Origin of the sequence: Salegentibacter agarivorans, assembly GCF_900113135.1 — a bacterium.
GTDB lineage: Bacteria > Bacteroidota > Bacteroidia > Flavobacteriales > Flavobacteriaceae > Salegentibacter > Salegentibacter agarivorans.
Window position 1 is genome coordinate 171037 of record NZ_FOOH01000005.1, and the last position, 16096, is coordinate 187132.

The window sequence follows — 16096 nt, forward strand, 5'->3', positions numbered from 1 at the left end:
TCCGTTTAAAGAATCTTTTTAAATCAAAAAAACCTCCCTTTCAGGAGGTTTTTGTTTTACTTTTTTGATTCTGCAACTGAAACCTTTCGGAATTCTTTTAAAAGTTTCTCCAGTTCTAGAGAAGATTTTCTCGCTCTGGTACCGGCGCTTTTATTGCCAGACTCCAGCTGCGCATTAGCTTCTGTTTGGAAATTTTCAAATGTAGATTGAATGTTTTCAACAAGTTCTTTCATGATAGTAGTTTTAAAATTTAAAACGCTAAAATAGCAGAATATTCCCCGGAGACCTCAATTTTAGGATATTTTTGCTGAATTTTTTTTAAGAAAATCACCTATAATACTGAAGTAGGTCGCCTCCCCAATGTTTAATCCTCTATAACCCATTTTTTATCAAATAATTAGCCTAAGAAAATATTGGTTTAGAATATTAGCATAGATTTTAGAAGGTTACATCAAATTAAAAGTTTCAAAAAAACCTGCAATTTTTAAGATTGCAGGTTTCAAAGTAAGATCGCTTAATTTATTGAAGCATCTCGTACAACTTTTCAGCTGCTTTACTGGAAGATGCAGGATTTTGCCCGGTAATTAAATTCCCGTCCTTCAGAACATGAACTTCCCAGTCTCCAGATTTAGAATAAATACCCCCATTTTCTTTCAGCATATCTTCTACTAGAAATGGAACTACCTCGGTTAACTGCACCGCCTCTTCTTCAGTATTTGTGAAACCGGTTACTTTTTTCCCTTTCACTAAAGGTTCACCATTTTCATTTTTTACGTTTTTAAGAGCTGCAGGTGCATGACATACTAAACCTATTGGTTTTTTCTGCTTATTAAAGGCTTCTATTAAAGCAATAGAAGTTTTATCTTCTGCAAGATCCCATAGTGGGCCGTGACCTCCAGGATAGAATACCGCGTCAAATTCTTCCGCTTTAATTGTATCTAATTTTTTAGTCTTTTCAATCACTTTTTGAGTTTCAGCATCTTTATAAAACCGCTTTGTATCTTCGGTTTGAGCATCTTCACTTTCACTATTCGGATCTATTGGCGCTTTCCCTCCTTTTGGTGTAGCTACCGTAACATCAACTCCTTTATCTATTAAGTTGTAATATGGTGCTGCGAATTCTTCAATCCAAAATCCTGTTTTTTCTCCTGTGTCTCCCAATTTGTCGTGAGAGGTTAATACAAATAGTACTTTCATATCTTTTATTTTTTCTTTATTCATTTAAATATTTGAAACTTCTTAACTACGTACAGCCTTTTCAATTGGAGTTTTTCCATCCAGAATTTCAAAAACCTGGTTATGCTTAACGTCGTTGTCCAGAACTTCAACAAGAGTGCGAGCAACATTAGCCCGGGAAATACTCTCCTGTTCTTCTAATTTTTCTTTTAACAGAATTTTACCTGAACCTTCTTCGTTAGTGAGAGCACCCGGTCTTACAATGGTATAATCCAAACCACTTTTACGCAAGTACTCGTCAGCATTTCCTTTTGCTTCTAGGTAGTCTTCCAAATCTTCACTAATACTGGGATTGTCTGCTCCCATAGAGCTAAGCATTACAAATTTTTCAACTCCTGCATTTTTAGCCGCATCTGTAAATTTTTTTGCTCCTTCCTGATCAACTCCTTCTACATTTTTTCCTTTAGAGCCGGCTGCAAAAATTGCTTTATCCACATTTTTAAAAACATTACTCAAATCTTCTTCTAAATCGGCCAGCACAGCAGCTACATTTTCTTTTTCAAAATGCTCTTTTTGCTCTTGCTTTCTCACCATCGCAATAGGCTGGTATTCACCTGATTTCTTTAATAAGTCGATAATGATTCTTCCCGTGCTGCCGTTTGCACCGGCAACTAATACATTTTTCTTTTTTCTCATAATCATTTTCTTTTTTTAATTATAATCTTGATTAATTTTAAGAAGCTTAGGATAAGCTAATAATTACTTTTCCTTCTGCTCTTCCCGTCGCCAGGTATTCATAGGCATCAATTCCATCTTCGAATTCATAAATAAGGTCTACTGTTGGCTTGATATCTCCCTCTTCTACCATTGTTTTGATTTCCTTCAACTGGGCAGCATTAGGCTGCATCCAGGTATGCTTATAGGCTATCGATTTTTCCTCAATAAGATTGGATAATTGTTCGGGTAAATTATAATCTGGTATTCCCATAATTTTAGCCGATTCTTCGTCTGGCGGACCTACGATTGAAGTTACCACTCCGCCTTCTTTAATTATTTTGAAGGCATCAAACGTATAATCATCTCCCAAAGTGTCAAAAACTATATCCAGGTTATTCGCAACTTCTTTGTAATCTTCTTCTTTATAATCTATCACCCGGTCGGCTCCCAGGGCTTTCACCCAATCTACATTTTTGCTACTAGTGGTGGTATAAACAATTGCTCCCTTTGCTTTGGCGTATTGAATGGCAAAACTACCCACCCCACCGGAGCCGGCATGAATAAGAATCCTGTCGTCTTCTTTTAGCCCTGCTTTTTCTAAAGCCTGGATTGCGGTAAGTCCTGTTAACGGCAATCCGGAAGCTTCTTCGAAAGATATATTTTCTGGTTTTTTAGCAACTTTATCGGCATTAATAGTAACAAATTCTGCTATGGTACCCATTTGTTCTTGTGGTACCCTGGCGTAAATTTCATCTCCTATCTCAAAGCTAGTAACATCATTGCCTTTTTCCACAACCACGCCGCTAACATCAAAGCCAATGGTTACTGGTAGGTCCAAATCCAGCAGTTCTTTTAAATGACCTTGAGCCATTTTATAATCAATAGGATTTAGTGAAGCAGCTTTGACTTCAACTAAAATATCTTTTGATTGTACCGTTGGTTTTTCGATCTCATTAATCGATAAACTTTCTGTAATTTCTCCGTATTTTACTATCTGTAGTGCTTTCATATATATTGTTTTTTATTCGATAATCGAGAGTTAGGTGTTTCAATATTTGCTTCGATTGAAAAAATAGATTTTCGAAACAAAATTCGAGTACATCTCCCGTTATTCTCGAGGTTAAAAATTTATTTATCAGTAAGTTACTATATTATTTATCATTTTGCCTGTCTAAAAGAATATCAGACCATTTATTCAGGGTATCCTTTAGAAGCATTATTTCTGTTGGGGTTATATCTTCCGTCAGTAAAGTATTTAGAAGTTTCTCTGGAATTGGAATCGCAGTATTTTTTAGCCCTCTTCCTTTTTCCGTAAGCTGAATAAATACACTTCTTTCGTCTTTATCAGAGCGTTTGCGCTGCAGCAGCTCCATTTTCTCCATCCGTTTAATAAGCGGAGAAAGGGTATTGGTGTTTAGCAATAATTTTTCTCCAATTTTATTCATCGCTATATTATCTTTTTCCCACAATACCAACAAAACCAAATACTGAGGATAAGTTAAACCCATTTCTTCCAGGAAGGGTTTATAAGCTTTCGTTATTAGTCTGGAAACCGAATAAATAGGAAAACAGATCTGGTTGTTCAATTTAAGTTGCTGATTGTCCATACTATTTATTTTTTGAGTTTTTCCAGGCTCTCCACGCGCCAGATGACCAGAGTGCCCAGGCTATAAGAACCGGTTGAAAGAAAAGCCTTATTAATCTTGCCCTATCTGAATCTAAAGCCCCAAAGGCATCTTTTCCGTCTAAATACTGCGCAACGTTACCCGGAAAAATAAGAACAAAGAAAATCGCTAACGCCCAACCAATGGTAGCACGTTGCTTTTTCCAAAATAGCAGAGCGAGACCTAATGCCATCTCAACTATTCCAGATAAAATAACTACTAAATCTTTGCTTAACGGAAGCCAATCTGGCACTTGAGCCTGAAATTCTATTCTATTAAAGGTTAAGTGGCTAAAGCCAGCATAAGTCATAAACAGTGCAAGTAAGATTCTAAAAATATTTTGCGTGAGTGTTGTTTCAACGTTTCCTTTCATTTCTTATATTTTAATCGCACAAAATTAAATCGTGCACGATACAAATGTAAAGAATTATAGAAATATAGAGGGCTTGATTAGCATAGTATTAACTTCTTGCCATTAGAGTTAGCTAAGTCCAAGGATAAATTCACCATACAGAAAGGAAATTTGAAAGGTTTAAGGTTTCAAACCTAATAAGGTTATTTTCTTATTAAGAGAGAAGAGAATCTTAGTAATTTTAAAATCAAAGAATCTACAGAAACTGCATACCGCTTAAAATCATTTGATTTCAAGAATGGCAGAGCTAATTTGAAGTAAAAATAATTCTGCGTAATGTGAAATAAAAAAGGCTTCACATTTCTGTGAAGCCTTGTCTTTGCTAGTAGCGGGAACTGGACTCGAACCAGTGACCTTCGGGTTATGAGCTTGATTTAGAGAATCAGTAAAATCCATCAAACACGCATAAATACTATGTTTTACAGGGTTTTACATTTTTATTGATATCAAAAAATAGCAGGTAAAATGGAATTATTCTGTACCTATTCTGTACCCTTTTTGAAAAAATAACCCTATCTTTAAAACATTAAAAATTAGATGGTTATGACAAATATTCAAGTAGTCTTGCGTCCCAACAAAATGAAGAAAAATGGCACTATTCCTCTTGCCCTTAGAATAAGTGAAAATTACAAGACCAATTATTATTTTTTGGGTCATTCGATTTTAGAGAAAGATTGGGATGAAACTTTGAAAAAAGTAAAAAAGACCCATCCGAACTACAAAAAGCTAAACTATTTTCTCAACAAGAAAATTACCGAAGCACAAGATTTGTATTTTCATTCAGAAGATGATTTGACGCCCAGACAGATTAAAAACAAACTCAAAGGGCCGGGAGGTTCTCAATCTTTTTTTGCTGTAGCGGCTGAACGAGTAAAGCAAAAATATGATAAAGGAACTTTTTCTGTCGCGAAATCTGAGCTGTCTATTCTCTATAACCTAGAAGAGTTTCTGAACCTCAAAACCAATCAAAAGAAAGAGGAGGTTAAAAACTTAATAAAAGAGCGAAGACGAATACGAGTGAGTAAGACCCGAAAAGGTCAATATTCTTTTGAGGATGCCATTACTTATTTTAAGAGGAATACCCGACTGGAGTTTCGGGAAATGAATGAATCATTTCTAAATAAGTACAAAGCCTTCTGCTCCACTTACCTGGGACAAAAGACCCGAACCATCACAAACCAACTAATTTTTATTAGAACCCTTTTTAATGTTGCTATAAAAGACGGGATTGTTTCTCAAAAGTATTATCCTTTCGGGGGCGAAAAAGAAAAAATCAGAATTGGCTCAGGAAATAAAATTGGACTGACTGCTGAGGAAGTTACCAAAATAGAAAATCTTGCAGTGGAAAGTCATTCTTCGATATGGCACACCAGGAATATCTGGCTTGTTTCCTTCTACTTTGCAGGTATAAGGATTTCAGATGTTGTAGCCTTGAAATGGACAGATGTAAAAGATGGCCGCCTGTACTATGTGATGAATAAGAATGAAAAACCATTGAGCTTTAAAGTCCCGGACAAGGCCAAAGCCATCTTTAAACTCTACCGGATGGATAAGACGGAAAACAATGGCTATATTTTTCCATTTTTAAAAGATGCTGATCAACAGGATCCAAAAAGCGTATTTCTTAAAATGAGGAATGCTACTAAGGTTTTAAATAAATTCCTGAAACGAATAGCTAACGAGTGTGAAATAGACAAGAACCTCTCAAACCACATAGCCCGTCATACTTTTGGAAACATAGCCGGAGATAAAATACACCCCTTAATGTTACAAAAGCTATACCGGCATAGTGATTTAAAAACCACATTAAATTACCAGGCCAACTTTATTCATAGAGATGCAGATGATGCACTGGATAGTGTAATCAATTTTTGAATCTAATAATGATTATGATTTTAAATTATTTTCTCTTTTAATTACTTGTAAAAGGAAATAATATCCCTGCCATAAAAGATGAGCCAACTTCTGCAAGGGTAAGAATTAATATAACAATTAGAACAAATTTTTTCTTTGTTAGATTTTTCATATTTGGTTTTTTTTAAATTCAGGACTTCAGGATTAACTATTTTTTTCCTGGTTCCTAAAATTACATTTTTTCGATAAAATCCGTTATTTGCGGTGAACCGATGTTATGTGAAATTTCTGGAGGAATCATCTAATTATTTTGTTCCACTGTGTATCGTGTGGAATTCCTTTTTGTGTACATTTTGGGAAGCTTTCACCTTTACGAACAAATTCTTCTACGTAAGTATGCATATCACAACAATAATTTGCACTTTCTTGGCATTCTGAACCTGTGGTCCAATTATCATTCATTTCCAATTCTGCTTTATTTGACATCTCGAGTATTTTTTATTTAGTTTTATTTATTTCAATCTTTAATTTATCAATGTAGGATTTTGGATTTTTACCCTCAATCAACCCCTCTAATACATATTCTTCTAATAATCCTAGACTATAGTCTATACCGATATTCGCAATAGGTGTGGCAGCCGCTCCAACTACTGCACCTACTGGTCCTCCAAGTAATGAACCTAAACCTGTTGTTGCGCCAAACGTAAAAGTGTTTTTAATAAACTTGCCACTTATTGTATTGAAGAATTTTTTGTGACCATTAATTTCGCTTAGATATGCTTCTGTTACTTCATATGAATTTGCATTTTCTCCTACAGAATTAATCCAATTTCTAAAATACTTAGCACTCGACAAATGTCTGATTTTAAAAATATCAGACATGTCAAATGAATTTTCCAAATATAGATTTTTTAAATCAGGAGTGTTTTCTATTTTTAAAATCTCAGAAACATTTTTTGATACATTATAAGCTTTTCCAATATTTTCTAAATTCTTTTTTTGAATCTCAATATGTTCGTAATTATTATAACTCTTATAATTATTTTTAGCAAGCATTGAGGAATCAAGAATTGTATTACCAAGTTGAAATAGAATTTTTCTCTCTTCAATATTTAGATCAAAAGGATCTTTATGAAAAGGTAGGCCTAATTGTTCTAAATTGTTATTCGTATAAGCATCCAATATTACTTTAGCAACATTACCTCCTAATTCAAAATTGTTATCGTTCACATATTTAGGTACAATAATATTTATTAGCCTATTTCTTTCTTTTTTGTCAATTCCTAACATTTTTAGCCCTCGGTAAACATTGGTACTAGGATCTATTTCATCTCCATGCAAACTACCTCCACTAATAGGAGGCTGGTTATAAATGACACTTTCATCAATAGTACCATCTTCTCTTCGTCTCCCAGTACTAGTAAAAATCATGGCACTTTTAATAGAGAATTGTACATATCCACTTCGAACCAATCTCACTACGGTATCAAGTCCCAATTTATAAATAAGAAATGCAAGTGTTTCATTATCCTTATCAGTACTTATTATTATTTTATCAAATAATAATAATTGTTCAAAGAGCTCAGCGAGAATATTTTCCTGCTCCGGTTTTGAAAGTTTAGCAGCAATGCCAAGGAATGAGTTTTTTGTAAAAGATGAGTTATATAATTTATTTGTCATTATAGTTTTTCGCGCAAGTTAAAAAAATGCTACAGGACGGCCCTCGCTATGCAAGTGGGAGATTTCAAAGCCTCGTTCTTGCCTGCCTACCGTAAATTTATTTAGTTGGAATATCTTCATTTTCAAGCAGTCAGTTCGCATTTGATGTAGCCGATGTTTAGCCACTGGCATTATTTCCGATTTTTTCTATAATTTTTTGTATTCGGTCAGGATATTTTCCTTCGAAATATTCAAAAACTAACGGGTTACCAGAGCAAAAGTGACTTGTATATGTTATCCAAGTATCTACACTGATATTTTCATTCATTTTAAACAACTTGTAAGTTTTAGCCTTTAAATGAGTTCCAATTTTTTCATTAAAGTTTAAGTCGGAATCTCTTCTTTGGCGATATTCATCTTTGTCGTAGAAATGAATTGCTCCATCAAAATGTCTGAAAATTTTCTCTTTGATTTCGTATTCAGCGTGAATATATCTAACTGGATAGTATTCCGTGTCGTCGATATTCACAGTAATTTTGTCAGTTTTAAATTCTTCAGCTTGAAAAGTTTTTATTCCATTTTTTTCAGTCCATTTAATATCAAGTGAATAAGCATCATTAAATAAAAGTGATATCGAGGTTTCGTCTAATTGAGCTGGTGGACGAATTTTAACAACATCATTTGGAATTTCCTCAATCCGCTTTTTGAAAGATGCTCCATACCAAGTATCAAGTTCCAAATATGCTGATTCATCCACGTTAACTCTTACCCGGTTTGCATCTAAAGCAATATATGTTTTGACTTTATCATCTCTAAATTTCCAAAAAAGGTCAATAAATCGAGGTGCGAAATTTGCAAATTCACTCATTCCTCTTCTAAAATATGGATGAGCCATAGCAATGAACTTATCTGAATAAAGCACTCCGCTATTGAATACTTTTTTCTCAAAGTGTTTTTCTAATGATTTACACTCAATTAAATCTTCATCCACTTTTTCTAATTCAGGTTTGAGATGGAAGAGTAAATCAGGGTAGTTGGCAACTATTCCGATTGTTTGAATATAGCTGAAATTTTCTCGTGTCAATTTCAGTCCAGATTTTGAACATAATCTGATGAAATCGTCAATAGTTTCTGAATGATTTTCAAGTTGCTTTTTCCGTTCTTCAATTTGGGATTTGATGTACCTTTCTTTTATCTCAGACATTGATTCCATTCGGGTTTGTGATGTTTTTTAGCTCCTGGCTAACGGTTATCGCCAGTTGGCGGAGTGTATGCGGCCCACTAACCACATCTTCTAATTTAGCATAATTTTATTTACCTGGCTACCTTCTGGTAAGCTTGATCTAAACTTGCTGTAATTTTTTGTAATTCTGTGGGTAGAGATTCCGGATGTCTTTATGGTTTATGGACATGATATTCTCCAGGGTATATTTGAGCCACTCATATGGATTCACCTCGTGTTTTTTACAGATGGCAAAGAAGGAATAGATTCCTGCGGCTCTTTCTGCCGCTGAATGAGAACCCGCAAATAGGTAATTCTTTCTGCCCAGGGCCAATGGCCTGATGGCATTTTCCACTAAATTATTATCAATCTCCAGAATACCATCAAAAAGATAGGCGCTGAGCTGGTCCCAACGATCCATAGAATATTTAAAGGCTTTCCCGATAGGACTCTTGGGAAGGATCAGTTGATGTTTCATCTGATCGAACATCCATTTTCCAAATTCATTGATAACAGGCAATGCTTTTTCCAGGCGCAGAGATTTACGCTGCGCAGGACTTAAGTTTTGCTCCCGCGCCTGGGCTTCCACCGCGTAGAGTTTCTGGATAAAGCTCAGGGCTTTTTCAGCGCGCTCCCTGTCATTATCCTTTGCCTTGTCAAATTCCCTTCTGGCGTGGGCCCAGCAGTTCAGGTGGGTAACCCCTTCACGTTTGCCGATTTTATCATACGCGGCATAGCCATCACTTTGAAGGTAGCCTTTAAAGCCGGCCAATACATGATCGGCAGCCTCACGGCTACGCCCGGGCTGATAATCAAAGAGTACGGTACCATCTATAGGACAATGATGTACCCAATAATAGCCTTGGTGTGTTTTTCCTTTTTTAGCAGGATCCATCACCTTTATGGGTGTTTCATCACTTTGCAGGTAGCCCTTGGAGCGAATATCCTCCAGCAGGTGCTGATAAAGGATATCGATGATTTTAAGGCTTTGCCGGGTCCAGCCTTCCAGGGTGGAAGATGCTATAGGGATCTCTGCTCTTTTAAAGCGTTGAAGCTGCCGGTAAAGCGGAAGGTAATCCTGGTACTTATCGACTAAAATCGAAGCCAGGAGTCCAGCTCCCGGGATTCTTTTTTCAATCACCCGCTCGGGAAGTTCCCCCATGATTACTCCTTCTTTAGTTTTAGGAGCATACTTATAGCGGATGTAGCGTTTGATATAGTATTTAGCAGGCTCGTATTCCAGTTCATCGGTCACTTCTTTGCCGATACAAACCATATCGGTAAGATCTTCCTCAGGAAAGATCTCGATCTCTTTTACCTCAAGATGCTCCGGAAGGGCCATTCTTCCTTTGTGGTTGGAAGTTTTTTTGCGAGGTTGGTCACTGAGCTTTTCTTTTAACTCGGATTCTTGTGCTGCTGCCTTTTGGGGTTCCATTTCAAAGGGAAGGCTCATCTGGTTTTTATCCCCTTCGAAGCGTTCTCTTTTTTGGCCAAAGGCCAGGCGTTTGTAATATTCCACCTGGAATTTCAGGTCAGCAATCTTATGCTGTGCTTTTTCAACTTCTTGTTCCCTTTTAGAAACACTTTTTTCAGCTTTTTCCCTCTTTTTCGTCTCCTTTTTCAGGAGGGCCAAAAGCTGATCTTTAGTAAGGTTTTCTAAGGGTTCTTGCATGGGTTAAAGATACAAAAACCGACCTATTAAACCTATTGTGAACCCCTGTTTTTACTGATAAAACACCATTATTTTCTATTGAGAATAGCGCAGTTTCTGAACACTTTTTTCAACCGTAATACCCTCTATCATCAGCACCAATTGCGGCCAGGTAAAACTGGTCTGATCTCCTTTAATTACAGGCGGAGTGAAGCTTCCCCGCTCCAGGCGTTTGTAGTATAAAACAAAGCCGCCCCGCTCCCAGTGAAGCAGCTTAAGATGGATGCGATTCCGGTTAAGAAAAACGAACCCATCACCGCTGGTAGGCTCCCGGTTGAGCTCATTTTTCACCAATCCGCTCAGGCCATTAAATGATTTTCCTCATATCACAAGGCTTACGATAAAAGTGATAATTATGGGAAGAACCTAAGGAGAACATTAATACAACTTAACTAACCGGGCAATAAGTCCCAGGTCCGTAGCATTCATTTGGAGTTTGACCCCGTTGGGATAAATAAGTTCCAGCTCACCCGAAGACAAGTTTGATCCCTTGGTAACTTCTACAAACCCTCCGGGCTGATCTTCATCTTTCTTCTTGCGGATCCAGTAACAAAAGGTTGATGGACTGATTCCTTTTTCTTTGCTAAAGGCTTTTGCCGAAAGGCCGCTATTACGATATTCATTAACTAAAGTGTACATTTCTTCCTGTTTGCTCATAATAATATTATTTTAGAGCAGCAAAACTATCGGTACAAAGTCAGCTAATCAAGATGCAGTTGGTGGGGTGGGTACTACCAAAGCACCTTTAGATGGTTTAATGCCTTCTCCTATAAGACGACATCGGTAGGTCGGTTCTACCATCTTAATTATAGTTCACAATGACTATTTATTGCAGGTCATTGTTTGCTCGGCACACTATCGCAAGTTTCGGGAGTAAGGACGCGGACTTGTCGGCTTAACCATTTTGTATCCTGGTTTCTAAAATTGCACTTTTTCGGATAAACCCGTTATTTGCGATTAACCGACTTGGCAACAGTTATTCTACACGATAAGTTTCTCTATTTTTCAACCTATTTTCTAGTTTTCCAAATGATGTTTTGTTGTATGGAACTTTAACTTCTTTTATTATTTCAATTTCTCTTTTATCTATAGTAGTTCCATAACCGTGGGTAGTTCCAATAATTGGTGGATTATGAATAATATCTTCCATATCCAGACAAGTAGGCTTAGTGACTAGAAAGTCTTCTACCAATTGCTCACAGTATCCTGATTTTTCAATCTTTTTTACTGGAAAAACATAATTATATGCCTGCATATTATGAAGTGATGAATAATTCACTTTAGTAGAAGGAAATTTAATTCCATCAATTGTGGATTTACTGGTAATATATTCTATTAGCATTTGAGGAATTATATATTCAGGTTTAAAGGTTGCTCTGCCATTTTTCACTTTGATTGTAGTAGCTAAAATTAGAGGAAAGGTTACTAAATATCTCAATAAAAATGTAAGTTGAAGAACTGAATTTATACTTTGCAATTCTTTCAAAAAATCCTCAATTCTTAAAATAGAAGTTACTTCCATTTCTCGTTGATTTGTCATCTTTGCAAACCAGAGATCTCTAAATTTTGATTTCTCAAATTCTTGCCAACACGTGTATGTGTTATTACCCAAATATAAAGCCGGTAGACCGGGAATACTATATCTTGCCGTAGAGACGATTTCTCTCAATTCAAATTTTATGTGAAAAAGATCTGAGGGATGGTAAAGTTGACAATCATCCTTTCTAGCCCGATAAAAATTTTCATTTTCCTTAATTGTTGTTGAGAAAATCAGATCATTTACTAACTCATCATTTAACCTTTTAGTGAAATATTCTGATGCTTTTTGAATTTTACCATCGTAATACAATTGGACTGTTTTAATTATAGTTTCGGAAATATATTTAATCTTATTTAGAGTAACATTTTCATTTCTTTTTCCTTCTTCATCATTAAATGGAACTTCGCTATCAATATATTTTGCTAGATTAGTTTCGTAAAAACCTTGATATTCATTTAAAATTTGTTCTAAGAATTCGAGAAAATATGTATTGCAAGGTTGATTGTTAGGAATTTTAAAGTTTTCTTTTTCTATAAGTGGTCTTATTCGGTCATATATATCTTTATAAATACTCATTAAATTGGAATAATGTTAATAATTGTTGCCAACGGTCACCTCTACTTCGCCAGTTGGCGAAGTAAAGAACGCGGATTTGTCGGCTTAGTATTGGTTTGTAGGTCAAGTTAATTATTTTCTTTCTAAGGCTACCGTCTATTGGCGATGAACCGTCTTTGTTAGGCAAAGTTTATATTCATTACGCTTTTCTTTGATAACGAAATAATCGATAAAAGAATTTAGTGCCCGTTCAAACTCTTGAAAATTATTCTCTAAAATATCTAAAAAACTGTTTTTTCTATCTTCGTAAATATTATCGAAATCAGCAATTTTATAATCTATGTTTTCTAAGTTTGAAGCCTTTAAAAAATAAGAATCGTAATCTATAATTATTCCCTTTTTTGATACTCTCTTTAAATCTTCCTTTACTTTATTTATCATATTCTCGAGTCCATTTATAACTTTAATTTTCTCTTCATATACTTTCTGCTCATATACACATTCAGTTCTATTCTTGATGGGACTTCCTAGTGCTTTTAATTTTTCATTAGTTTCTTTTTGTTCTTTTGTAATTACACTATTTGGACTGACATAGAAGGGCGAGACAATATTTAGATTTTCCGTAATAATATATGCAATTCCGTCATTGTAAATTTTTTCTAAAAAAGATACTGTGGGAAGTTCATTTAACTGAATTAACTTGAATTTTTCAATATATTTTTTAATTGAACAATTCGGATCTCCATTTCGTGTTTTAAGAATAATGGATGAATAATCTGGGTAATTTTCTGAGTAAGCTTCAAAGACTTCCCAATTACCACCTTCTCCAATTTTTTGTTGATTGGAAATTTTTATTGTTTGATTCATTCTTTCTCTCTCTCTGATAAATTTTGCCTAACGGTTCGCCAGTTGGCGGAGTAGGGAACGAGGATTTGTCGGCTTAGCATTGGTTCGTTGGTCAAGTTAATTATTTTCTTTCTAACGCTACCGCCTATTGGTGGCTATTTCGGAGTGATGGTGCCACCTGTTTCGGTCAAACAGTGCCACTTTGAAAGATACTGCAATTATATAAAAAATTAATGTTACTCGTTCTTTAAAGCTCCTTTTCTTAGTGATTCTCCTTTGAGGTCGATCCGATGCGAGGAGTTCACGATCCTGTCTAGGATAGCGTCTGCAATAGTTCCTTCCCCAATAATATCATACCAGGCGGATACAGGTATTTGTGAAGATATAATTGTGGAAGCTTTGTTGTACCGGTCATCGATGATATCCATCAGTGTTTCCCTGGCGTGGTTATCAAAACTCTGCAGGCCAAAGTCATCGAGGATCAGTACATCCGCTTTAATGAGTTTCCCAAGTTCCTTAAGATAAGTGCCATCCACTTTACTCAGTTTTAATTTCTTAAAAAGGCGGGCAGTATTGGTGTAAATGGTTTTGTATTCCATCATACACCCCTGATGACCTAAAGCCTGGGCCAGGTAACTTTTGCCAACCCCGGACGCCCCGGTAAGGATAATATTTTCCTTTCTGGTGATAAAATCCAGTGTCCCCAGGCGGGTAAACATGTTCTTGTCCAGGTTTCGTTGCTGGGTGTAATTTACATCGGCCAGGTTCGCCTCTTGTTTAAAGCCGGCCTGTTTTAAGAGCCGCTCTATCTTCCGGTTCTGCCGGTCTTCCCATTGGTGATCGATCAGCAGAGCGAGGTATTCATCAGCAGTGATATTCTCTATACGATTGTCCTTTATGTGCTGCTGGTGCAACTGGGCCATAGCCCCCAGGCGCATTTGTTTAAGTTTTTCAATAGTCTGATTGTTATTCATATTCATTGGATTTAAATGGTTTATTATTTATATGCAGAAGCACCCCGTAAGTTATCGTGTTCCGGGATGTGTGGTTTATCTTCTTCGAGATCCTGGTAAAACAGGGAGCTTTTGTCCAGGTTGTTTTTCAGGATATTTTTAATGCGCAGGTAAGTAACCGCGTCTGCCTGCAAAGCTCTTTTACAGGCATCATCCAATCGCTGGGAGCCATAGGATTTATGGAGCTGGATGACCCCCATAGCTCGTTTATATCCTATTTCAGGATAGTCTACCGCGGTGATTATTTTCTCAATACAGCCCAGCACGTGCTTGCCATGTATGGCCGCTTTCTTTTTAAAAAATTCAGGACTCCAATCGCTATAGTATTTATGGGTACTGCTTAAATGATCTTTGTTGGTATTATAACTGCCTTTTGATGGGTTGCGCTGGTGCAGGGCGATCCGCTGATGATAATAATATACTTCTACAACGGAACTGGTATAATGGATGGTGGTTTCCTTTCCTATGTAACGATAGGGTGCGCTGTAATAACTTTTATCCGGGGAGAAGTATACATAGCCTATTTTCTGAACCTTTGCCCTTCGGTAGCCTTTCAGTTCATAGACTGTCTCTGGCAGGGGCTTTAGGTATTCCCGTTCCACAGATTGGAAGAGTTCCCTGCGACTGGCTTCCTTGCGGGAGAACAACAGGTCATTGTACCGCTCCAACAAGCGTTTTATCTCCCGGTTCAGATCTTCCAAAGAGAAGAAGCTCATTTCCCGAAGGGGATAATAGATTCGCTGGTAGGCAAGGTTTACGGCATTCTCCACCAAGGCTTTATCTTGCGGGGCATAGCCCCGGGCAGGATTTATCACACAGTCGTAATGCCGTGCGAAGTCTTTAAAACTCCTGTTGATGTCAGCCTCATACCTGCTGGCCCGGGTTACCGCTGATTTTAGGTTGTCGGAGACAATGGCTTTGGGAACGCCTCCATAAAAGTGCAGGGCATTACAGCAACAGGTAATCAGGTCCTCTCGTTTCTGGCTCCTGCAGGCTTCCACGTAAGTGTACTGGCTGTTGGGAAGGATGGCTACAAATACTTCTACCGGGATTAGTTCACCGGTTTCCTTATCAATAATTTGGAGCTTTTTGCCGGCATAATCAATAAAGACTTCATTCCCAGGATCGTGTTCAAGTTTCATCGAACCTTTAACCTTGGCATATTTGCGCCGGTAGTGTTCCATAAACTGGGTATAACCATAAGGATCTTTAGCCTGCGCTACATATTCCTGATAATGGTATAAAAAAGTAAACCCTGGATGATTCCGGGCCTTGTTGACCCCCTCAAAATATAACATCAGTTCCTCATAACGAGGGTTGTCAATAGTAGTGTGTGAAGGAAAAAGCTTTTCTAAGCCAGCATTATCAAGGGCCAATAATTCCTTAAGGGAAGAGCCGCTGGCCTTGAACAGCCGCATATAAGTATTTACCGTATTGCGGGAGATCCCAAGGGTGGCACCTATTTTACGGTTGCTAAATCCATCGAGATGTAAGGAAATAATTTGTTTTAAGTCCATTGGATCAAGTGTATTGGCCATATCGCTTGTTTTTAAGCGACAAGGTATTATTTACTTGATCTTTCAAAGTGGCACAAAACGAACCGAAACAACTGGCACAAATCGAACCGATATAGGTTCACCTATAACCTAAAAGTGGCACAATTTGAACCGAAATGCCTGGCACTAACCGACCGAAATCACTGGCACAAATCGATCCGAGATATCCAA

At 36.9% G+C, this 16096-nt stretch carries 16 protein-coding genes and 1 pseudogene; 1 reads left to right on the plus strand and 16 read right to left on the minus strand.

Annotation, left to right across the window (positions count from 1 at the left end; all coding sequences use genetic code 11):
- Positions 1-56: 56 nt before the first annotated feature.
- From BM084_RS05535 to BM084_RS05560, 6 genes are all read right to left on the minus strand, one after another.
- Entirely contained in the window at positions 57-233 is a 177-nt protein-coding gene (locus BM084_RS05535) for a histone H1 (RefSeq protein ID WP_075325781.1), read from the minus strand.
- Positions 234-519: 286 nt separating this feature from the next.
- The gene (locus tag BM084_RS05540) at positions 520-1197 is read right to left on the minus strand and encodes a type 1 glutamine amidotransferase domain-containing protein (RefSeq protein ID WP_093303532.1); all 678 of its coding nucleotides are present in this window, start codon (positions 1195-1197) and stop codon (positions 520-522) included.
- Positions 1198-1239: 42 nt separating this feature from the next.
- The gene (locus BM084_RS05545; protein WP_093303530.1) at positions 1240-1872 is read right to left on the minus strand and encodes an SDR family oxidoreductase; all 633 of its coding nucleotides are present in this window, start codon (positions 1870-1872) and stop codon (positions 1240-1242) included.
- Between the two features lie 46 nt (positions 1873-1918).
- Positions 1919-2902 carry an NADP-dependent oxidoreductase gene (locus BM084_RS05550; RefSeq protein ID WP_093303485.1) on the minus strand — a complete coding sequence of 328 codons (984 nt, stop codon included), beginning with the start codon at positions 2900-2902 and terminating at the stop codon, positions 1919-1921.
- Between the two features lie 142 nt (positions 2903-3044).
- A complete protein-coding gene (locus BM084_RS05555; protein ID WP_093303487.1) occupies positions 3045-3500 on the minus strand; it encodes a MarR family winged helix-turn-helix transcriptional regulator in 456 nt (151 codons plus the stop codon).
- A 1-nt stretch (position 3501) separates the two neighbouring features.
- Positions 3502-3930 carry a DoxX family protein gene (locus BM084_RS05560; RefSeq protein ID WP_093303488.1) on the minus strand — a complete coding sequence of 143 codons (429 nt, stop codon included), beginning with the start codon at positions 3928-3930 and terminating at the stop codon, positions 3502-3504.
- Positions 3931-4512: 582 nt separating this feature from the next.
- On the opposite strand from BM084_RS05560, the gene BM084_RS05565 reads away from it, so the two are divergent.
- Positions 4513-5844, plus strand: coding sequence for a tyrosine-type recombinase/integrase (locus BM084_RS05565; RefSeq protein WP_093303534.1), 1332 nt, complete (start codon positions 4513-4515; stop codon positions 5842-5844).
- Between the two features lie 276 nt (positions 5845-6120).
- On the opposite strand, the gene BM084_RS05570 is transcribed toward BM084_RS05565, so the two are convergent.
- The 10 genes and pseudogenes from BM084_RS05570 to istA form a co-directional block, all read right to left on the minus strand.
- Complete coding sequence (locus BM084_RS05570; protein ID WP_093303491.1) at positions 6121-6309, minus strand: hypothetical protein; 189 nt, start codon at positions 6307-6309, stop codon at positions 6121-6123.
- Between the two features lie 12 nt (positions 6310-6321).
- A complete protein-coding gene (locus tag BM084_RS05575; protein ID WP_093303493.1) occupies positions 6322-7503 on the minus strand; it encodes a hypothetical protein in 1182 nt (393 codons plus the stop codon).
- Between the two features lie 157 nt (positions 7504-7660).
- Positions 7661-8686, minus strand: a complete 1026-nt coding sequence (locus tag BM084_RS05580; RefSeq protein ID WP_143083625.1) for a hypothetical protein — start codon at positions 8684-8686, stop codon at positions 7661-7663.
- 139 nt (positions 8687-8825) lie between these two features.
- Positions 8826-10376: an IS66 family transposase gene (gene tnpC, locus BM084_RS05585; protein ID WP_093303498.1), complete on the minus strand. Its 1551-nt coding sequence runs from the start codon at positions 10374-10376 to the stop codon at positions 8826-8828.
- Between the two features lie 75 nt (positions 10377-10451).
- Positions 10452-10721, minus strand: a pseudogene (gene tnpB, locus BM084_RS19690) (IS66 family insertion sequence element accessory protein TnpB); the annotation flags it as partial.
- A gap of 72 nt (positions 10722-10793) precedes the next feature.
- Positions 10794-11072 (minus strand): IS66 family insertion sequence element accessory protein TnpA, encoded by a 279-nt coding sequence (tnpA, locus tag BM084_RS05595; RefSeq protein WP_093303501.1) that lies wholly within the window; start codon positions 11070-11072, stop codon positions 10794-10796.
- A 319-nt stretch (positions 11073-11391) separates the two neighbouring features.
- Positions 11392-12531 carry a hypothetical protein gene (locus BM084_RS05600; RefSeq protein ID WP_093303504.1) on the minus strand — a complete coding sequence of 380 codons (1140 nt, stop codon included), beginning with the start codon at positions 12529-12531 and terminating at the stop codon, positions 11392-11394.
- Between the two features lie 135 nt (positions 12532-12666).
- A complete protein-coding gene (locus tag BM084_RS05605; RefSeq protein WP_093303506.1) occupies positions 12667-13377 on the minus strand; it encodes a hypothetical protein in 711 nt (236 codons plus the stop codon).
- A 215-nt stretch (positions 13378-13592) separates the two neighbouring features.
- Positions 13593-14330, minus strand: coding sequence for an IS21-like element helper ATPase IstB (gene istB, locus BM084_RS05610; protein ID WP_075327970.1), 738 nt, complete (start codon positions 14328-14330; stop codon positions 13593-13595).
- A 23-nt stretch (positions 14331-14353) separates the two neighbouring features.
- Positions 14354-15907 (minus strand): IS21 family transposase, encoded by a 1554-nt coding sequence (gene istA / locus BM084_RS05615; protein WP_093303511.1) that lies wholly within the window; start codon positions 15905-15907, stop codon positions 14354-14356.
- Between the last annotated feature and the right edge of the window lie 189 nt (positions 15908-16096).